The following is a 17,604-nucleotide window of genomic DNA, read 5'->3' on the forward strand; positions in this document are numbered from 1 at the left end:
ATGACGCGTGGACAGGATCTTGACGATGATCGAGGTCGTCGCCGGCGAAACCATCGACACCACCCGCCGCGCGCTCGCGGCGCGCTTCGCCGGCGCCGGGCTGGACTCGCCCGAGCTCGATGCGCGATTGCTGGTCGGTGCGGCGCTGAGCCTCGATCTCACGGGCTTGGTCAGCCACGGACAGCGGCAGCTCACCGCAGATGAAGCTGCGCGAATCGAACGGCTCGCCCAGCGCCGATTGGGCGGCGAGCCGGTCGCGCGCATCCTCGGCGCAAAGGAATTCTGGGGCCTACCGCTTCGGCTTTCTGCCGAAACGCTGGTGCCGCGGCCGGACACCGAAACCGTGGTCGAGCTGGCGCTGGAAGCGCTAGGCAGCGACAGAAGAAATCGCCGACTTTGCATCGCCGATCTCGGCACCGGTTCGGGCGCGATCCTGCTTGCACTGCTCTCGGAGCTGCCGAACGCCATCGGCATCGGCACCGACCTCAGCCTGGATGCGCTGCTGACGGCACGAGACAACGCGGTGAGACTAGGTCTCGCCGATCGTGCGGGCTTTGTCGCCTGCTCCTACGCCTCGGCGCTGTCGGGATGGTTCGACCTGATCGTGTCGAATCCGCCCTACATCCGCGCCGGTGACATCGCCGGGCTTGCGATCGAAGTGCGCGCGCACGATCCGCTCCGTGCGCTCGACGGCGGCGTCGACGGACTTGACGCCTATCGTGCCTTGATCCCCCAGGCGGCTGGCCTGCTACGGCCGGGAGGAGCTCTGGTGGTCGAGGTCGGCCAGGGCCAAAGCGGGGATGTTGAAGGCTTGATGACAAAGGCGGGCTTGCAGGTTGATTTTCCTGCCACACGAGCCGATCTGGCCGGAATTCCCAGGGCCGTGATCGGCCGAAAAAAGCCCTGACAAGCGCGAATTAACCAGCAAAAACCTCTTGGAATATCGCCGCGGAGCGACTACGTTCCGTTCAGAGCATCGGCGCAGGCCCCCGTAGAGCGGTATCGATTGACCACCGCCACGGATTCACTAGGCGAGCCGCGCCGGGCAATAGGTTCCAAAACGCAGGTCGGTTGAGCACGGTAGCCGTGAAAAAGGCTGTGCTGCTCGCGATTGCAAAGCGAACGAAAGCCTGATTTTGCGCTTGACGTCTTACGCAAAGAAAAACGGGTCTGCCGCAGCTCGGGCTGGGTTCGCAGGCTGAATGACATGGTTCGCCGGCACAGCCGCTGGCGGGTGGGGAACGCGTGTTGAACGCGCATTGTCGAGACATCGGTCGAGATGATCGCTGGTCGAACAATTCGGCTTCCGATCACAGTTATCGATCACGACATGGGTCGGATTGCAACGCAGGTCCGCGGCTGGCACGCGCGGACCGCGCAGGATGGTATTTGCATCACGGTGACAATTCACGGTGGCAGTTCAGTGCTCCTAACACAGGGTTGGAATAAAGGCAGGACATGAGAAACGGTCAAAACAACAAGCGGATGCGCAACCGGAATAACAACAATAATAATAACCGGCGCGGCCAGAACCCGCTGACCCGTGTGTTCGAGTCCAACGGGCCGGACATCAAGATCCGCGGCACGGCCTCCCACGTGGCGGAGAAATACGTTCAGCTTGCCCGCGACGCCCGCTCCTCCGGTGATCCGGTGGCGGCCGAGAATTACTATCAGCACGCCGAGCATTATTTCCGCCTGATCGCCGCGGCCCAGGAGCAGCTCCGCCAGAACCAGCCGCAGCCGCGCCACACTGAAGACCTGACGGTGGACGATCTCGACGACGAGGGCGACGGCTTCTCGAGCTTCGGCCAGGAGCCGGGCTTCGCTCCGGCCCCCCAGCAGCAACCCTTCATGCGTGACCGCGACGGCGGTCAGCGCGATCGCGAGCCGCGCGACAACCAGCCCCATCAGCGCGACCAGCAGCAGCCGCGGGAACAGCGCGAGCATCGTGAACCGCGGGAACATCGCGAGCACCGTGAACCGCGCGAACAGCGCGAGCCGAGGGAGCATCGCGAGCCCAGGGAGCACCGGGAACCCCGGGAGTTTCGCGAGCGTCCGCAGCCGCAATATCAGCCGCAGCCGCAACCCCAGCCCGTGATCGCCGACAGCGGCGTCGACCGGCTGCCATCCTTCATCACCGGCCCGCAGCCGCAGATCTCGAACGCGCCGGCCCCGTTCGAAGGCGGCGAGCGCTATCCGCGCCGGCGCCGCCGCCCGCATGCCCCGCGCCCCGCGGAGACGGCCGCCGCTCCGGCCCCTGCGCCGAGCGAAGATTTCAACCCCGGCGAATAGTCCGGGCAGCGCTTTGCGAAGGCGGGCGGACGACGTGTCCGCCCGCCTTTTTTGTTGCAGACTTCTTTGTTGCAGACGAAGGCTCAGCAAAGCCGGCCTTCGGCCCTGTCAGCACGAAGTCACGTCCGCATGCTAGCGCTGGACGCATGACGTATCTGCTGCTCGCGATCGCGATTCTGGCCGAGGTCCTGGCCACGACCGCCCTGAAACAGGCGGAGGGCTTCAGCCGGCCGCTCTGGAGCGCACTCACATTGGCGGGCTATGCGGTCGCGTTCTACTGTCTGTCACTCAGCCTCAAGACCATCCCGACCGGGATCGCCTACGCCATCTGGTCGGGGGCGGGGATCATCCTGATCTCGCTGTTCGCGTGGCTGTCCCACGGGCAAAGACTGGATACACCGGCCCTGATCGGCATGGGTTTCATCATTGCCGGCGTGGTGGTGATGAACCTGTTCTCCAACGTTACGGCGAATTAGCGCTGCCTTGCGGGCGGCTACCCGCGTCCGCTTCGGCCGTTCGCGGGCGCGGACGGCACCAGCACCGGCTCGAGCCTCGGGATCAGCCGGATGCGCTGCTGGCGCGCCGGAATGACACGATAGACCTGCTTGGTGGCCTCGATGATCAGCACACCGGCGAAGGGCAGCGACAGCGCCGCCCCACCCCGCTCCCAGGCCAACGCCGAGCGCAAGAACCAGCTCGCGGTCACCGGCGGCATGAACAGCGCCTCGCTCCAGGCGGTCGGGGTGAACCAGGTCTGCCGCAGCAACTCCGTGATCTGCGACCGCGAATAAGGCCGGCCATGGCCGAAGGGCGTCCTGTCGGTGCGCGTCCAAATGCCGCGCCGGTTCGGGATCACGATGATCATGCGCCCGGACGGCGCCATCACCCGCCACACTTCGCGCAAGAGCCCGGCGGGATCGTCGGACATCTCGAGCGCGTGGACGAGCAGAATGCGGTCGACCGCTGCATCCGGCAGCGGCAGCGCATATTCATCGACCAGCGAGGCGAGCGTCGGCCGCGCGGTGGGCCATTTCAACACGCCCTGGGCCGCCGGCATGAAGGCGATGCAGCGCTCGGAATCCTCCCGGAACAGACCGAGATACGGGGTCGGGTAGCCGATGCCGAGCACGCGCTGGCCTTTTGCGCTCGGCCAACGTTCCCTGATGCCGCGATTGATCAAACGCCGCGCCACGATGCCGAGGTGCTGCGAGTAGAAGTCGCGGAGGTCGATCACGTCCATGGGCCTAATCTACCACGTCGCGAGCCATCTCTGCCCGCGGAAGATTGCGTTGCGCCGGAAGCGTTAACGCCATATCTCTCGCCGACGCGGGTGGCACCAGACCAGAATGCCGCCCCTGCCCGCCGATGGAGACATCATGGCCGCCGAGATCCGCGTCTTTACCTGCCTGTCAGACAATTTCGGCTATCTGATCCACGATCCCGCAACCGGCGCCACGGCCTCGGTCGACGCGCCAGATGCGGCGCCGATCATCCGCGAGCTGAACGCCCAAGGCTGGCGGCTGACCGACATCCTGATCACCCACCACCATCATGATCATGTCGGCGGCGTCGCTGAGCTCAAGGAGGCCTATGGCTGCCGCGTGGTCGCTCCGCACGATAAATCGACGAAGATCGCCAATGTCGACCAGCGCGTCGCCCATGGCGACGTCGTCAGGGTCGGCGAGTTGCTCGCGCGCGTGCTGGAAACGCCCGGCCACACGCTGGATCACGTCGCTTACGTGTTCGATACGGAGAAGGCGCTGTTCGCGGCCGACACGCTGTTCTCGATCGGCTGCGGTCGCGTGTTCGAAGGCAGCTATCCGATGATGTGGGATTCGCTGCTCAAGCTGCGCGCCCTGCCAGACGACTTCAAGCTCTATTGCGGTCACGAGTACACCGCCTCCAATGTCAAGTTCGCGCTCACCGTCGAGCCCGACAATGCGGCGCTGCAGGCACGTGCCGAGGAGGTGACCCGGCTTCGCGCCGCGGGCCGGCCGACCATTCCCGCGCTGCTTGGCGACGAGAAGAAAGCCAATGTGTTCCTGCGTGCCGACGATCCGGCGGTGGCGATCAAGCTGCGCATGAAGGGCGCCAGCGCAGAAGAGGTGTTCGGCGAATTGCGCGAGCGCAAGAACAAGTCCTGAGCCTTCGTCCCGGTCATGAACGCCCTCACCGCCGCAGAGATCATCGCGCAACTCGCCCTCGAGCCACATCCCGAGGGCGGGCACTTTCGCGAGACGTTTCGCGACTCCAAGCTCGACACGAGCGGGCGTGCCGCTTCGACCCTGATCTACTTCCTGCTCGCGCGCGGCGAGCGTTCGCATTGGCATCGGGTCGATGCCGGCGAGGTCTGGCACTTCTATGCTGGCGCTCCGCTGACGTTGCGGATCGCCGAAGATGAGCAGCAGCCATCGCAGACGCTCGTGCTCGGCCTCGAGTTCGCCGCAGGCCAGCGGCCGCAAGCGGTGGTGCCGGCATATGCCTGGCAGTCCGCCGAAACGACCGGCGACTGGACGTTGGTGGGCTGCTCCGTCGCGCCCGGCTTCGAGTTTTCGGCATTCGAGCTGGCGCCGCCGGGCTGGGAGCCGGGCGGCTAACGTCCGAACGCGTTCGCGCCGTCTGCCGGCGTCAGAGGCTCGCGGCGATCTTCTGCCCAGCCGGCGCGAAGCGCCGTCGTTCCTCGGTGAGAAAGCCCGCAACGGCGTCGGCCGGCATCGGCTTGGCGAGATAGTAGCCCTGAACGAAATCGCAGCCGAGGCAGCGCAGGCTGTCGAGTTGCGCCTGGGTTTCGACGCCTTCGACGATGCAGGCGATCTCCATGTCGGCGCACAAGCCCGTCAGCGACTTGATGATCTTAAGGCTGACCGGATTGGTGTCGATATCGGCCACGAAGCTGCGGTCGACCTTGAGCTTGTCGAGCGGCAAGCGATGGACGTGGCTGAGCGACGAATAGCCGGTGCCGAAATCGTCGAGCGAGATGCTGCAGCCCATCGCCTTGAGCGCGGCGATCGAGTGCTCGGCACGGGAGAAATCGTAGGTGACCGCGGTCTCCGTGATTTCGAACCCGATGCGGCTCGGCGAGACGCCGCTCGCCTCGATCGCCGAAATCAGGTGCAGGATGCCGTCCGGCGAGCAGATGTCGTGGGCCGAGAGGTTGAACGAGATGCGGATATCCTCCGGCCAGGTCGCGGCCGCGGCCAGTGCCTTGACCAAAAGGATCCGGGTCAAACTGCGAATGACGCCGGTGCGCTCGGCGGCGGGAATGAAGTCGGCCGGCGACACCAGCCCCAGCTTCGGGTTGTGCCAACGCGCAAGAACTTCAAGGCTCCTTGTCCGCAGGCATCTGGTGTCCTTGATCGGCTGGAACGCCAGCCGCATCTCGGCGTCGAAATCGGCGGTCCGCAACATGTGCTCGATCACGCCGCGGCTGCGGATTTCGGCTTCGAGCTCGCTCGAGAAGATGATGGCGCCGCCACGCGCATGACGCTTGGCGTGATAGAGCGCATAATCCGCACACTCATACAGCGGCTCCGCGGCCGTTGCCGAGCGCGGGTAGAGCGCAAAGCCCGTCGAGCAGGACAACCCCGTATGCGCCGTATCGAGCTGGTAGGGCAGCTTGATGCGGTCGGTGATCTGGCGCCCCAGCGCAAGCAGATCCTCGTCCGTGGGATCGCCGCCGACCACCAGCCCGAATTCGTCGCCGCCGAGCCGGGCGAGATGAACCTTGGGACCGTAGCTGTTGCAGACCTCGCCAAGACGGCGCGCCGCCTCGATCAGGACGCGGTCGCCGACGGTGTGCCCATAGGTGTCGTTGATCGGCTTGAAGCCGTCGAGGTCGATGATGCCGACGGCGAGTGTCGTGCCGTTGCGCTCGGCCTCGGCAAAGAAGCGCGTGAGCTCAGAGAAGAAGCGGCGGCGATTGGGCAGATCCGTCAGGGAATCCAGATTGGCCAGCCGGAAATTCTCGTCCGACAGAGCCTGCGTCGCCGCCTGCTGCGCGAGCAACGACTTGCGGCTGGCAACGAGATCAGCAAAGTCGCGGTAGTAGATGAACAGCACCGTGACCATGGCGCCGGAGACCAGAAGCTGGTTCACCGCAATCGCCCGCAAGGCGGGCACGCCGGTCGCCAGGAAATAGACGACGAAGGGACCGATCACGACCAGCGTCACGATCAGGGCCGCCGAGCGCAGATGCATCAGGCAGAAGATGATGCCGATGACGGTGACCGCCATGTAGAACGCCACCTGGCCTTTGGCGAACGGATCGCCATAGGGAAACAGCGCGAACGACCAGACCACGAACAAGGCGCCGAGCGGACCTGCGATCCGATTGGTGAAGCGGAGATTGCGCAGAACTTCGCCGTCATCGCAGACGACATTGCGCTGACGCAGCCACCAGATCATCCGGAAGCCAGTCACCGAGCTCAATAGCGCCGGCGTGCTGATGGTGAGCCACGTCGGCGCCAGCGGCAAGAAGGTCGATGCGAGGGCAATGCTGTTGGTGATCAGGATGAAGTAGAGCAGCGGCACCTGCTTCGAGAATGCCTTGAACTGGGCGCGCGTGAGCTCCGGATTGTCCGCGGGCACGCGAAACAGATCTCGCGCGCGAGCCACCTCACCTCTCAAGTCCCGCATATTCCCGCCCCGTCTCAACTACCGACCATCGAGACCACGAGGTTGCGGATCGCGGGTAAAAGCGGAGTTAGGTGCCTTGGACGGAAAAACAGACGATCGGTTGTAAGCTACCACTCGAAAGGCACTTGAGTGCCTGCCGTTAAGCCGGGATCAACGATACGAGCAAGAGATCGCGTTCCGCCGCCGTCGCAGGCTACGAAGCACGGCGGCTTAACGACGGAGCCGAAACATGTCCTTGGCCGCGACCAGGCCGCCGCCGGCGATCAAGAACGCAGCGAGCGCGATGTTCGCGCTCGGCTGGGCAAAGCCCGCCAGGATCAGGAACGCCGTCGAGAGCAGAGGCGTGGCGTAGGAGGCCGCACCGAGCACGCGGATATCGCCGCGCTTCATGCCGATGTCCCAGGCATAGAACGCAGCCCCGACCGGCCCGACGCCGAGACCGATCACGGCGAGCCACTGCGTCAGTGTCGCCGGCCAGACCGTCGTCTCAAAGGCGACGTGCATGGTCGCCGCGAGCGCTGCCGTCACCAGACAAAAGCCGGCGACTGCATCGGTCGGCACCGACTTCAGCCGGCGCGACAGCACCGAATAGGTCGCCCACACGAAGGCGGCGATGAAGGCCGCCAGCAGACCCGGGACCTGGGCTGCCGCGAAGCTCGCGCCATTGCCGACGAACAGCAGCACGGTGCCGGCAAGTCCGAGTGCGGCGCCGACGACGTGATACGGCGCCAGCCGTTCGCCGGGCAGGAAGGCGGAGAACAGCACGATCAGAAGCGGCCAAAGATAATTCAGCAGCCCGGCCTCCGCCGGAGGGGCAAAGCGCAGCGCCAGGAAGTACAGCGCATGGTAGCCGAACAGGCCGCCAACGCCGACGATCCAGGCGACAGGCGGCTGCCGCAGCGCCTTCATCGCCCCATGCCGACCGATCCAGGTCAGCGTGCCCACCACGCCGCCGATGGCAAAGGTCATGGCGGCGAGCTGAAACGCCGGGACGGTGCCGGTCGCAACGGTCATCACCGCAAGCAGCGACCACATCAGGATCGCGGTGAGGCCGATCAGGGTCGCGGTACGAGAGGACATGGACAACATTGCTCCGTCATGGCCGGGCGAGAGCGCGACGCGCGCCTTCGCCCCTCGGCGATCCACGCCCATGAGCTGCTCAGAGATCGCAAAGACGCGGATGCCCGCGACGAGCGCGGGCAGGGCGAATCATATGCAGCAGACAGTTCGCTTACGCAACGCCGTTCGGCGTCAGGTCATGTACTGGCCGCCATTGATGGTCAGCGTCGAGCCGGTGATGGCGGCGGCGTCATCGGCGGCAAGGAAGACGACGGCGCGCGCGATCTCCTCGGGCTCCCCAAGGCGGCCGATCGGAATCAGCGGCAGGACCGACTTTTCCAGCACGTCCTTCGGCACCGCCTGCACCATCTCGGTGTTGATGTAGCCGGGGCAGATCGCATTCACGGTGATGCCGGCCTTGGCCGTCTCCAAGGCCAGCGCCTTGGTGAAACCGATGTCGCCGGCCTTGGCGGCCGAATAGTTCACCTGGCCGAACTGGCCCTTCTGGCCGTTGATCGAGGAGATGTTGATGATGCGGCCGAACTTGCGCGCGCGCATGCCCTCGATCACCTGGCGTGTCATGTTGAACAGCGAGCCGAGATTGGTGTTGATCACGGCGCTCCACTGCTCGAGGCTCATCTTGTGGAACGCGGTGTCGCGGGTGATGCCGGCATTGTTGACCAGGATATCGATCGGGCCGAGATCGGCTTCGACCTTCTTGATGCCCTCCGCGCAGGCCTCGAACGCGCTGACGTCCCATTTATAGACAGGGATCTCCGTCTCGCTCTTGAACTTCTCCGCAGCCGCATCGTTGCCGCCATAATTGGCCGCGACCCTGTATCCGGCCGCTTTCAGCGCCTTGGAGATTGCCGCTCCGATGCCCCGCGTTCCACCCGTCACCAACGCAACCCGTGCCATGTCGAATCCTTCCCTTGGTGCTCGCTCAAGCGCAACAACTTATAGATGCATATCTGCAACGACGTTGTCACGCTTCACGCCGTTGCCGAATGATGGCCGTTGAGAAAAATTTCGTCATCGACCGGGGATCGCAGCGCTTTGGCTTCTTATCGACGGATTATGCGACGCGTTTGACGGACATCAAGAGCAAAACGCCCGGCGAGGCCGCCGGGCGTTTTCGTTGTTGGGATGCGTGCAGCTGCGAAGCTGATCGCGTGCGCAGTCTGCGAGGTTTTTAGTCGCGCGCGATGCACATCGCGATGCCCATGCCGCCGCCGATGCACAAGGTGGCGAGCCCCTTCTTCGCATCGCGCTTCTGCATCTCATGCAGCAGCGTCACCAGCACGCGCGCGCCGGAAGCGCCGATCGGGTGGCCGATCGCGATCGCGCCGCCATTCACGTTGACCTTTGCCGGATCCCAGCCGAGATCCTTGTTGACCGCGCAGGCCTGCGCGGCGAACGCCTCGTTGGCCTCGATCAGATCGAGGTCGGCGATGTTCCAGCCGGCCTTCTTCAGCGCGGTGCGCGAGGCCGGGATCGGGCCGGTGCCCATGATCTTCGGATCGACGCCGGCCTGGCCCCAGGAGACGATGCGGCCGAGCGGGGTCTTGCCTTCCTTCGCGGCCTGCTTCGCGGTCATCAGCACCACGGCCGCAGCGCCGTCATTGATGCCGGAGGCATTGCCCGCGGTCACCGTACCGTCCTTCTCGAAGGCCGCGCGGAGCTTGGCCATCGCTTCGAGCGTGGCGCCGTGGCGCGGATATTCGTCGGTGTCGACGATGATGTCGCCCTTGCGGCTCTTGACCGTCACAGGGACGATCTCGTCCTTGAACCTGCCGGCCTTCTGTGCGGCCTCGGCCTTGTTCTGGGAGGCCACCGCAAACTCGTCCTGCTGCGCACGGGTGATCTGATATTGCTTCGCCACGTTCTCGGCGGTGTTGCCCATGTGATAGCCGTTGAAGGCATCCCACAGCCCGTCCTTGATCATGGTGTCGACGAGTTCGAGCGAGCCCATCTTGACCCCAGCACGCAGATGCTGCGCATGCGTCGCCATGCTCATGGATTCCTGCCCGCCGGCCACCACGATCTCCGAATCGCCATTGACCAAGGCCTGGTAGCCCAGCGCCACCGAGCGCAGGCCGGAGCCACAGAGCTGGTTGACGCCCCAGGCGGGGCTCTCGACCGGGATGCCGGCGGCGATCGAGGCTTGGCGGGCCGGGTTCTGCCCCTGCGCCGCGGTCAGGATTTGCCCCAAGATGACTTCGGAAACGCGACCGGGCTCGACGCCGGCACGCTCAAGCGCCGCCTTGATCGCGACCGCGCCGAGCTCATGAGCCGGCAGATTGGCGAAGGCGCCGTTGAAGCTTGCAACCGGGGTGCGGGCGGCGCTGACGATGACGACATCGTCTGACATGGGCATCTCCTGACTTTTGCTCTTGGGGACCAGGCTCGGGGACCGGGGAGTCTCTGAAACCTAAATGAAATTGGAGCGGGGCGCTGCAGCGTGCCGGTGGGAACGACGGCAAACCCCGGATTGGCGGATGCGCAATCTCTAGGGCGCATCCTGTTAACGTCGTTGCGGCATGTCAATGAGACAAAGGCCGGTTTCCTGCTGCAGCGCATTCAAATTGGCGCGCCTGTCCGTTTCATAAGCACAATTTGTGCTTTGGAATTAACCGTCGCGCACAAAACCGTAGCCGAACTCTCTCGAACGTGATTACGCTAGTGCGATTGCGTAGCTCGTCGCCCTGCGGCGTAACCGCGGGGTTTCCCGTCCTCGGTCTGAATGTGTGAGCTTCCATGGCGAAATCCGACCAACCCACCACGATCAAGAAATATGCGAACCGGCGGCTCTATAATACCGGGACGAGTACTTACGTGACCTTGGAAGACCTCGCCGCGATGGTGAAGGAGGGAGAGGACTTCCTGGTCTATGACGCCAAGACCGGCGACGACATCACCCGCTCGGTGCTCGCTCAGATCATCTTCGAGCAGGAGAACAAGGCCGGCCAGAATCTGTTGCCCACGACCTTCCTGCGGCAGCTGATCCGATTCTATGGCGATAGCATGCAGATGGTGGTGCCGAAATATCTCGAGCAGTCGATCGACACACTGACCCGGGAGCAGGAGAAGTTTCGCAAGCAGATCGCCGAGACCTTCTCAGGCACGCCGTTCGCGCCGCTCGAGGAGCAGGTCCGCCGCAACATGGAGCTGTTCCAGCAGACCTTCTCGATGTTCAAGCCGTTCGCTCCCGCACGGACGGAAGAGAAATCGGCCGAGCCGGCGGCCGGCGGTGACAACATCGACGACCTGCGGCAGCAGATGAAGGAAATGCAGGAACGCCTCGACCGCATGTCGAAGGAGCCGCCGAAGCAGGAGGAATAGCCTCGACGTCGCTTCCGGCCCAGGCCAGGCCTCCTGGCTATGGGCGGTTGCGCCGCCGCGCGGCGACCAGCAATCTCCCGCGCGATGGGGTGCCCTGCATGTGTCCCGCATCGCGTGCGCATGCGCCGGCATGCAACGATGCTGCCGATCGAGGTCATCCCGCGGCGGGCAAGATTTCTCCAGCCGCGGACCGCCAGGGGCACGCGATCGAGGCGAGCCCGATCAGCCGTCCCTGGATGTAGTCGCAGCCCCATTCGCGCAGGAGCGCGGCCGACTCCTCGTCCTGCACCCATTCCGCAACCGTCTTGATCTGCAGCCGGCGCGCCAGATCGACCAGCGTCTGCACGAAGGCGCGGTCGTCGGCGGAGCGCGCCAGGTTCTGCACGAAGGCGCCGTCGATCTTGACGATATCGACACCGAGCTTGCGCAGGTTGCGGAACGAGGTGTAGCCCGCGCCGAAATCATCGATCGCGATCCGGCTGCCGAGATCCTTCAGTCGGGTGACGAAACCTCTGACATCGTCGATGTCCTGGATCTCGACGGTCTCGGTGATCTCGACCACCAGCCGTTCGGCAACGCCCGGATGCGCACGCATCAGAAATTCGATCGAAGCCCACCAGTCCGGGTCCATGGTGGTCTCCGGGGAGATGTTGAGGCTGAGCCGCACGTTGGGCGCGGCGGCGAGTTCGGCGATGACGAGCTCCAGCACCCGGTGATCGACCAGACGGATCAGCCCAAGGCGCTCGGCCACCGGCACGATGTCGGGCGCGTGCAGGACCCGCCCGTCGTCCTGCCGCATCCGCACCAGGCATTCATAGAACGCCGACTCGCGGGTGTCGGCCGCGACCACCGGCTCGAAAGCGGTGACGATGCGCCGCTCGTTGAGCGCCGTGACGATCTGGTCGGTGACGCGGATATTGACCTTGCGCTGGGCGTCGCGCTCGACGTTCGGCCGCCACACGGCGAATGAGCCGACCCGACGCCGCTTGGCGCCGTCGAGAGTCTCATGGGCGCGGTTGATGGCCTCGTCGGCGGTGCGCGCGTGACGCGGCACGCTGACCGCGCCGATCGTCACGGTCACCGCGACGGGGCCGGATTTGGTGGGCACCACGTCGTCGCGCACCGCGGCCAGAAATCGCTCGGCCGCGATCGTCATGTCGTCCATGGTGCAGTTCTTGAGGATCAGCCCGAACTTGTTGCCGGAGAAACGGCCCAGCACATCGCCGCTGCGCAATCGGGCCCGAATCCGTTGCGCGACCTCCAGGAGCACGCCGTCCGCAACATCGAAGCCGAACGCGTCGTTGAGGCGCGCCAGATGATCGACGCCGACCAGCATGAAGGCGCAGGAAAAGCGGAAGCGCTGCGCCTCCTCGATCGTCGCCGCCAAGGTGGCGATCAGGTGGCTGCGGTTGAGCTCGCCGGTGAGCGGATCGTGCTGCGAGAGCTTGATGAGCTGCTCGTCACGGGCGTGGCGCTCGTTGTTGATACAGACGACGCCTTGCGCGCGGACTGGACGGCCGTCGGCATCCGCGAACCAGCAGCCGGTCTCCTCGACCCAGAGCAGCGGCGCGCCGGTATGGGCGCGGACACCATATTCGATCCGGTAGGGTGTGCCGCCGGCGCCGTGCAGCGGCGGCGACTGCAACAACACCTCGGAGCGGATCGCTTGCTGCGGCTCGATCAGCTTGGCGAAATCGGCGCCGCGCGACAGCTGCGGCAGCGCGATATCGGGAAACACCGCACCGACATGATCGCTCCAGACGATCACGTCGGCGGCGATATCCCACACGAAGGCGGCCTGGCCGACCGAAGCCAGAATCATCGAGGTTTGCGGCACATCGGCTGTCAAGATCGCCTCGTTTCGGGACACGGCCGGTCGCGATCGCGGCCTCACAATCGGTTACGGATGACCGGCATGCGGCGCATATGGCCGCAGCGGTCTTGCGAATCAGCCTACGGACATCTGGTTAATGAGAACATTTTCTTGCGACAGGCCATTTGCAAGCCCCGGTGCCGCAGGCGTAAGCTAAAAAGGGAGGCGCCGAAGGAACAAACGCCCGTGAAATAACGATAACTCCGTGAGCGGCATTGCTCTTGCGAGAGTTCGGGAGGAAAGGATCCGGCGCCCCAGAATAGAACAGTCAGGCCGGATTTGGTTGGACGATGTTAACGATCGACCGGAACGAGGCGGCTAGGCAGAACGGCGAATCGCGCGAAAGCGTCGCGCTGGTTCCGCTCGTCCATGGACCGGAATTCCGATCTCCGCCGCGGCGCTCGGTCAGGCCAGATGCCAGTTTCGTGACCCATTTGATCGCTACGGCCGAGCAGGTCCCGCAGACCCGCCATCTGCGCCGCGCCGCCACGGCCGACGCGCTCTCCGCCTATGCGACGCATCAGCATCCCACGGTCAGCGCCGCCGGGCGGACCCGGCAAGTCATCTAGGCAATCCCGTTCAGGTAAGCGCCGGCGCCGCTTCAGGGCTTCGGCGCGGCCGGCGCCTGCTCGTGCTCTTTCGCCTGGTCCGGCGCGCCAGCGTTCGGGGCCGGTTCAGTCGCAGCCGGGGTGGCGATGCGCGGATCGGGATGAGCCATCAGCACGGATTCGGCGACGGCTGCCGCGGCCGGCACCTCGATGTCCGGCGGCGCCGGTGCGGGCTCGGGCTCGGCATAAGCGGCCGGTGCCGGGACGACCGAGCCAGGGACATCCGCCGCACCCGCCGATTCTGCGACCTGTGGCTCCGGTTCAGCCTTGGCCGGCTCAGACTTGGCCGGTTCGGGCTTGGACGCAGACGCAAGGACGGGTTCAGTCCGAACCACCGGCGCGGCTGCAAGCACGGCCGCTGCGCGGCGGCGCTTCGTGCGCAGGCCGACGCCTGCGAAGAAGTCCACCATGGCCAGCAGCGCCAGCAGGAAGAAGGTCGAATTACCGAATTTCGGCCACATCACGAATTCGGCCGCAGCGCCGCCGGCGACCAGCAGCGAGAGCAGATGATCCGTGAGATATTTGCCGTGAGGCCGGGCGGCCTTGATCACTTCGAGCCACAGCAGCAACACCCCGAGCGCAAGCAGGATGTCGCCCAGCGACACCGTCCACGTCTCGCCCGAAACCAGCCGCACCTGGACCAGCGTCTCGCCGAAGCCGACCCCCGGCATCAGGAAGGCGATCATGTTGTAGATCGCCAGCGGGATCAGCAGCAGCGGAAAACCGACCATGGACATCGGTGACGCCTTCAACCGCGCAAGGGATCAGCACCTGCGCATTTCCAAGGACCGGGGACGGGAATACGACGGGCTCGTCCGCGAATGCCTTACGCGCAAAGGTCCCGGCGAATGGACTCGCACGGGACCGCGCTCAACCCGTCGGCGCCGCGTTCCGGCGGGCGACAAGCCCGCCGCATGGGCACAGACGATCAGGCGTCCTTTTTCTTCAGGACCTGGCGACCCTTGTACATGCCGGTCTTGAGATCCAGGTGGTGCGGACGACGCAGCTCGCCGGAATCCTTGTCCTCGACATAGGTCGGCTTCTTGATCGCATCGGCCGAGCGACGCATACCGCGTCGCGACGGCGACGTTTTTCTTCTGGGGACGGCCATATCCGTATCCTCTAGGGGTAATCTCTTATGGCATCAGCGGAACATCGTCGCGTGGCGACGGCCGCAAGCGCAAGCGCCGGCGAGCCCCGATGCCGATTAAGGCCGGGCTTATAGAGGATGAGGTCCCGTAAAGCTAGCGCCGTTTACGGCAATTTCGGGCAAATTCGCGCGTTCGCGCTCATCGGCCCCCGCCCCAACAGGTCTGAAGCGCGGGTGATTGCCCCCGCGCCATGTAGGTCATGGCGAGCCGGCGTACGCCCGGACCCGGATTCCGTGCGCTGCGTTTGACCGGGTTGGGCAGGATCGAAGCCAATAGCGCCGCCTCGCGCGGCCCCAAACCTGCTGCCGACCGGCCGAACGCATAGTTTGCGGCGGCCTCGGCCCCGAACTGGCCGGACGGGCCGAGTTCGGCGACGTTCAGATACAGTTCCAGGATTCGCCGCTTCGGCAGCACGGCGTCGATCCAGAGCGCCAGCGGCAGTTCCAGCGCCTTGCGGACGAAGCTGCGCCCTGGCCATAGGAAGAGGTTCTTGGCCAGCTGCTGGGTGATGGTCGAGCCGCCGCGCGTGACTTCCCCCTCCTCGGCATCATCCACGACCTCGCGCAGCGCACCCCAATCGACACCGTGATGGCTGCAGAATTTAGCGTCCTCCGCCGCAACCACCGCGCGCGGCAGGTAGGGCGACATCGCCGACAGATCGATCCAGCGCCGTTCGACCGGCCTGCCGGTCACCGAGCGCCACAGCATCAAAGCCGACATCGGGTGTCCTGTCGCATAGAACGGCGTCAGCCCGTAAGGCACGAGCAGCACCAGCAGGACCATGGCAAGGAGCGTTCGGAGCGGGCGCAAATTGAGGTTTCGCGGGGCTAGTGGAGCATGATCGGATGGTCGTCCGTCGCGATTATCCGATATCTCCATGAAATTTCCTGCCTTTTTCGGACAATCGAGGCCAAGTGTCGCGCTCGCGCCCGCAATTGACGAAGTCGGCGTCATCAACGATTGTCCGGCGAATTTTTTGCCTCTGGAGCACTACTTGATGACCGCGACGGCCCTGACCGACTTCACCCAACGCCTGGACAAGACCGCGGAAGACACCGAGGCCCTGCTGGGCGAATTGCTGTCGGACGCGCCGATGCAAGACGAGATCGTGCGGCCGAAGCGGCTGATCGAGGCCATGCGCTATTCAAGCCTCGGCGGCGGCAAGCGGCTGCGTCCGTTCCTGGTGGTCGAGAGCGCGGCGGTGTTCGGCGTGCCGCGGCAGGGCGCGCTGATGGCAGGCGCCGCGCTCGAATGCATCCATTGCTACTCGCTGATCCATGACGATCTGCCGGCGATGGACAATTCCGACCTGCGGCGCGGGCGGCCGACGCTGCACAAGGCCTATGACGATGCCACCGCGATCCTCGCGGGCGATGCGCTTCTGACGATCGCGTTCGACATCATCACCCGCGACGAGATCCATCCCGATGCCGGCGTGCGGCTGGCCCTGACCCGGGCCCTGGCACGCGCCTCCGGGATCGGCGGCATGGCGGGCGGGCAGATCCTCGATCTTGCCGGCGAAGGCCGGTTCGGCGATCGCGAGCCGGTCGACGTGGCGCGCCTGCAGCAGATGAAGACCGGCGCGCTGCTGCGCTTCGGCTGCATCGCGGGCGCCCTCCTCGGCCAGGCCTCGGCGCAGGAATATCAGGCGCTCGATGATTTCGGCCGCGCGCTTGGCGAGGCCTTCCAGATCGCCGACGACCTGCTCGACGTGGAGGGCGATGCGGCGACGCTCGGCAAACCGGCCGGCGCCGATGCCGAACTCGGCAAGACCACCTTCGTCACCCAGCTCGGGATCGACGGTGCCAAGCAGCGCGTGCGGGACCTGCTCGCGCGCGGCGATGCGGCGCTCGCGATCTTCGGCGCCAAGGGCGACGTGCTGCGCGCCGCCGCGCGCTTCGTGGCCGAGCGCAAGAACTAGAGCCCGCGCGGTGCCGATCCAGCCAGAGCACAAGGAAGACCCCGCGCTCGCCCACTTCACCAGGCTGCCGATGGCGCTGCGCGTGGTCTATGCGCGGCCGCGCACCTTCATTGCGCTTGGCATCGCTATATTCTCGTTCTTTGCGCTGCCCGGCGCCTGGCGAGTGATGACCCGGCTCCTGCTCTGCTGGGACATCTTTGCCACGCTCTATCTCATGCTGGTGGTGCTCATGATGCTGCAATGCGAGCATCAGCACATCCGCCGCAACGCCATCAAGCAGGACGATGGCCGCTTCGTGATCCTGATGGTGACGGCGCTCGGCGCCTTCGCCAGCATCGTCGCGATCGTGTTCGAGCTCGGCGCTTCCAAGCGCGGCGCCGTCGAGCTCACGCTGGCGACACTCACTGTCGCGCTGTCCTGGGCCATCGTGCACACCACCTTCGCCCTGCATTATGCGCACGACTATTATCGCGGCAGCAAACCGGGCGGCCTGCAATTCCCGAGCGGCGAGAGGCAGGATCACGCCGACTACTGGGATTTTGTCTATTTCTCCTTCGTGATCGGCATGACCGCCCAGGTGTCCGATGTCGGCATCACCGACAAGGTGATCCGACGCACCGCGACCGTGCACGGCATCATCTCGTTCATCTACAACACTGCGCTGGTCGCGCTGATGGTCAACATCGCCGCAAGCGCGATCTCGAACTGATTCAAGAGGCGGGG

Annotated in this window: 18 protein-coding genes; 9 read left to right on the top strand and 9 right to left on the bottom strand. The window is 65.2% G+C overall.

From position 1 onward, the window contains the following. Positions 1 to 25: 25 nt before the first annotated feature. The 3 genes from prmC (at position 26) to QXZ85_RS07420 (ending at position 2,768) form a co-directional block, all read left to right on the top strand. Positions 26 to 907, top strand: coding sequence for a peptide chain release factor N(5)-glutamine methyltransferase (prmC, locus tag QXZ85_RS07410; protein ID WP_315769339.1), 882 nt, complete (start codon positions 26 to 28; stop codon positions 905 to 907). Positions 908 to 1,458: 551 nt separating this feature from the next. Beyond that, positions 1,459 to 2,292: a DUF4167 domain-containing protein gene (locus QXZ85_RS07415; protein ID WP_315744555.1), complete on the top strand. Its 834-nt coding sequence runs from the start codon at positions 1,459 to 1,461 to the stop codon at positions 2,290 to 2,292. 146 nt (positions 2,293 to 2,438) lie between these two features. Next, a complete protein-coding gene (locus QXZ85_RS07420; RefSeq protein WP_315702495.1) occupies positions 2,439 to 2,768 on the top strand; it encodes a DMT family transporter in 330 nt (109 codons plus the stop codon). Between the two features lie 17 nt (positions 2,769 to 2,785). On the opposite strand, the gene QXZ85_RS07425 is transcribed toward QXZ85_RS07420, so the two are convergent. Next, positions 2,786 to 3,532, bottom strand: a complete 747-nt coding sequence (locus QXZ85_RS07425) for a class I SAM-dependent methyltransferase (RefSeq protein ID WP_315769340.1) — start codon at positions 3,530 to 3,532, stop codon at positions 2,786 to 2,788. 136 nt (positions 3,533 to 3,668) lie between these two features. Here QXZ85_RS07425 and gloB point away from each other — a divergent pair, with 136 nt between their 5' ends. Then, on the top strand, positions 3,669 to 4,436 hold the full coding sequence (gene gloB, locus QXZ85_RS07430) for a hydroxyacylglutathione hydrolase (protein WP_315764613.1): 768 nt from the start codon (positions 3,669 to 3,671) through the stop codon (positions 4,434 to 4,436). 15 nt (positions 4,437 to 4,451) lie between these two features. Beyond that, positions 4,452 to 4,889, top strand: a complete 438-nt coding sequence (locus tag QXZ85_RS07435) for a cupin domain-containing protein (protein ID WP_315744552.1) — start codon at positions 4,452 to 4,454, stop codon at positions 4,887 to 4,889. 31 nt (positions 4,890 to 4,920) lie between these two features. Here the strand turns inward: QXZ85_RS07435 and QXZ85_RS07440 are convergent, their stop codons facing one another. The 4 genes from QXZ85_RS07440 to QXZ85_RS07455 all read right to left on the bottom strand — a co-directional run bounded on the left by QXZ85_RS07440 (position 4,921) and on the right by QXZ85_RS07455 (position 10,357). After that, a complete protein-coding gene (locus QXZ85_RS07440) occupies positions 4,921 to 6,927 on the bottom strand; it encodes a putative bifunctional diguanylate cyclase/phosphodiesterase (protein WP_315744551.1) in 2,007 nt (668 codons plus the stop codon). Positions 6,928 to 7,137: 210 nt separating this feature from the next. After that, complete coding sequence (locus QXZ85_RS07445) at positions 7,138 to 8,007, bottom strand: DMT family transporter (protein ID WP_315702490.1); 870 nt, start codon at positions 8,005 to 8,007, stop codon at positions 7,138 to 7,140. Between the two features lie 171 nt (positions 8,008 to 8,178). After that, the gene (phbB, locus tag QXZ85_RS07450; RefSeq protein WP_315761721.1) at positions 8,179 to 8,904 is read right to left on the bottom strand and encodes an acetoacetyl-CoA reductase; all 726 of its coding nucleotides are present in this window, start codon (positions 8,902 to 8,904) and stop codon (positions 8,179 to 8,181) included. 274 nt (positions 8,905 to 9,178) lie between these two features. Next, the gene (locus QXZ85_RS07455; RefSeq protein ID WP_315702488.1) at positions 9,179 to 10,357 is read right to left on the bottom strand and encodes an acetyl-CoA C-acetyltransferase; all 1,179 of its coding nucleotides are present in this window, start codon (positions 10,355 to 10,357) and stop codon (positions 9,179 to 9,181) included. Positions 10,358 to 10,743: 386 nt separating this feature from the next. Here QXZ85_RS07455 and phaR point away from each other — a divergent pair, with 386 nt between their 5' ends. After that, positions 10,744 to 11,328, top strand: a complete 585-nt coding sequence (gene phaR / locus QXZ85_RS07460; RefSeq protein ID WP_315702487.1) for a polyhydroxyalkanoate synthesis repressor PhaR — start codon at positions 10,744 to 10,746, stop codon at positions 11,326 to 11,328. A 154-nt stretch (positions 11,329 to 11,482) separates the two neighbouring features. Here the strand turns inward: phaR and QXZ85_RS07465 are convergent, their stop codons facing one another. After that, positions 11,483 to 13,177: an EAL domain-containing protein gene (locus tag QXZ85_RS07465; RefSeq protein WP_409977466.1), complete on the bottom strand. Its 1,695-nt coding sequence runs from the start codon at positions 13,175 to 13,177 to the stop codon at positions 11,483 to 11,485. A 449-nt stretch (positions 13,178 to 13,626) separates the two neighbouring features. Between QXZ85_RS07465 and QXZ85_RS07470 the strand changes: the two genes are divergently transcribed. Then, positions 13,627 to 13,770: a hypothetical protein gene (locus QXZ85_RS07470; RefSeq protein ID WP_315702486.1), complete on the top strand. Its 144-nt coding sequence runs from the start codon at positions 13,627 to 13,629 to the stop codon at positions 13,768 to 13,770. 32 nt (positions 13,771 to 13,802) lie between these two features. On the opposite strand, the gene QXZ85_RS07475 is transcribed toward QXZ85_RS07470, so the two are convergent. The 3 genes from QXZ85_RS07475 to mtgA all read right to left on the bottom strand — a co-directional run bounded on the left by QXZ85_RS07475 (position 13,803) and on the right by mtgA (position 15,839). Next, entirely contained in the window at positions 13,803 to 14,546 is a 744-nt protein-coding gene (locus QXZ85_RS07475) for a hypothetical protein (RefSeq protein WP_315769341.1), read from the bottom strand. Positions 14,547 to 14,737: 191 nt separating this feature from the next. Beyond that, entirely contained in the window at positions 14,738 to 14,920 is a 183-nt protein-coding gene (gene rpmF, locus QXZ85_RS07480; RefSeq protein WP_006610266.1) for a 50S ribosomal protein L32, read from the bottom strand. A 178-nt stretch (positions 14,921 to 15,098) separates the two neighbouring features. Next, positions 15,099 to 15,839 (bottom strand): monofunctional biosynthetic peptidoglycan transglycosylase, encoded by a 741-nt coding sequence (mtgA, locus tag QXZ85_RS07485; protein ID WP_409998243.1) that lies wholly within the window; start codon positions 15,837 to 15,839, stop codon positions 15,099 to 15,101. Positions 15,840 to 15,957: 118 nt separating this feature from the next. On the opposite strand from mtgA, the gene QXZ85_RS07490 reads away from it, so the two are divergent. Further along, positions 15,958 to 16,881 carry a farnesyl diphosphate synthase gene (locus tag QXZ85_RS07490; protein WP_315702484.1) on the top strand — a complete coding sequence of 308 codons (924 nt, stop codon included), beginning with the start codon at positions 15,958 to 15,960 and terminating at the stop codon, positions 16,879 to 16,881. A 70-nt stretch (positions 16,882 to 16,951) separates the two neighbouring features. Beyond that, complete coding sequence (locus tag QXZ85_RS07495; RefSeq protein ID WP_409977478.1) at positions 16,952 to 17,590, top strand: DUF1345 domain-containing protein; 639 nt, start codon at positions 16,952 to 16,954, stop codon at positions 17,588 to 17,590. The last annotated feature ends 14 nt before the right edge of the window (positions 17,591 to 17,604 follow it).

The sequence above is a fragment of the Bradyrhizobium sp. SZCCHNGR1005 genome (assembly GCF_032489995.1).
Classification (GTDB): domain Bacteria; phylum Pseudomonadota; class Alphaproteobacteria; order Rhizobiales; family Xanthobacteraceae; genus Bradyrhizobium.

Excerpts from the sequence above, each read along its gene's own strand:
- phaR (WP_315702487.1), top strand. The coding sequence starts at position 10,744 with ATGGCGAAATCCGACCAACCCACCACGATCAAGAAATATGCGAACCGG.
- QXZ85_RS07490 (WP_315702484.1), top strand. The coding sequence starts at position 15,958 with ATGACCGCGACGGCCCTGACCGACTTCACCCAACGCCTGGACAAGACC.
- QXZ85_RS07455 (WP_315702488.1), bottom strand. The coding sequence starts at position 10,357 with ATGTCAGACGATGTCGTCATCGTCAGCGCCGCCCGCACCCCGGTTGCA.
- gloB (WP_315764613.1), top strand. The coding sequence starts at position 3,669 with ATGGCCGCCGAGATCCGCGTCTTTACCTGCCTGTCAGACAATTTCGGC.
- QXZ85_RS07440 (WP_315744551.1), bottom strand. The coding sequence starts at position 6,927 with ATGCGGGACTTGAGAGGTGAGGTGGCTCGCGCGCGAGATCTGTTTCGC.
- phbB (WP_315761721.1), bottom strand. The coding sequence starts at position 8,904 with ATGGCACGGGTTGCGTTGGTGACGGGTGGAACGCGGGGCATCGGAGCG.
- QXZ85_RS07420 (WP_315702495.1), top strand. The coding sequence starts at position 2,439 with ATGACGTATCTGCTGCTCGCGATCGCGATTCTGGCCGAGGTCCTGGCC.
- mtgA (WP_409998243.1), bottom strand. The coding sequence starts at position 15,839 with ATGGAGATATCGGATAATCGCGACGGACGACCATCCGATCATGCTCCA.
- QXZ85_RS07475 (WP_315769341.1), bottom strand. The coding sequence starts at position 14,546 with ATGTCCATGGTCGGTTTTCCGCTGCTGCTGATCCCGCTGGCGATCTAC.
- QXZ85_RS07445 (WP_315702490.1), bottom strand. The coding sequence starts at position 8,007 with ATGTCCTCTCGTACCGCGACCCTGATCGGCCTCACCGCGATCCTGATG.
- QXZ85_RS07495 (WP_409977478.1), top strand. The coding sequence starts at position 16,952 with ATGGCGCTGCGCGTGGTCTATGCGCGGCCGCGCACCTTCATTGCGCTT.
- QXZ85_RS07435 (WP_315744552.1), top strand. The coding sequence starts at position 4,452 with ATGAACGCCCTCACCGCCGCAGAGATCATCGCGCAACTCGCCCTCGAG.
- prmC (WP_315769339.1), top strand. The coding sequence starts at position 26 with ATGATCGAGGTCGTCGCCGGCGAAACCATCGACACCACCCGCCGCGCG.
- QXZ85_RS07415 (WP_315744555.1), top strand. The coding sequence starts at position 1,459 with ATGAGAAACGGTCAAAACAACAAGCGGATGCGCAACCGGAATAACAAC.
- rpmF (WP_006610266.1), bottom strand. The coding sequence starts at position 14,920 with ATGGCCGTCCCCAGAAGAAAAACGTCGCCGTCGCGACGCGGTATGCGT.
- QXZ85_RS07425 (WP_315769340.1), bottom strand. The coding sequence starts at position 3,532 with ATGGACGTGATCGACCTCCGCGACTTCTACTCGCAGCACCTCGGCATC.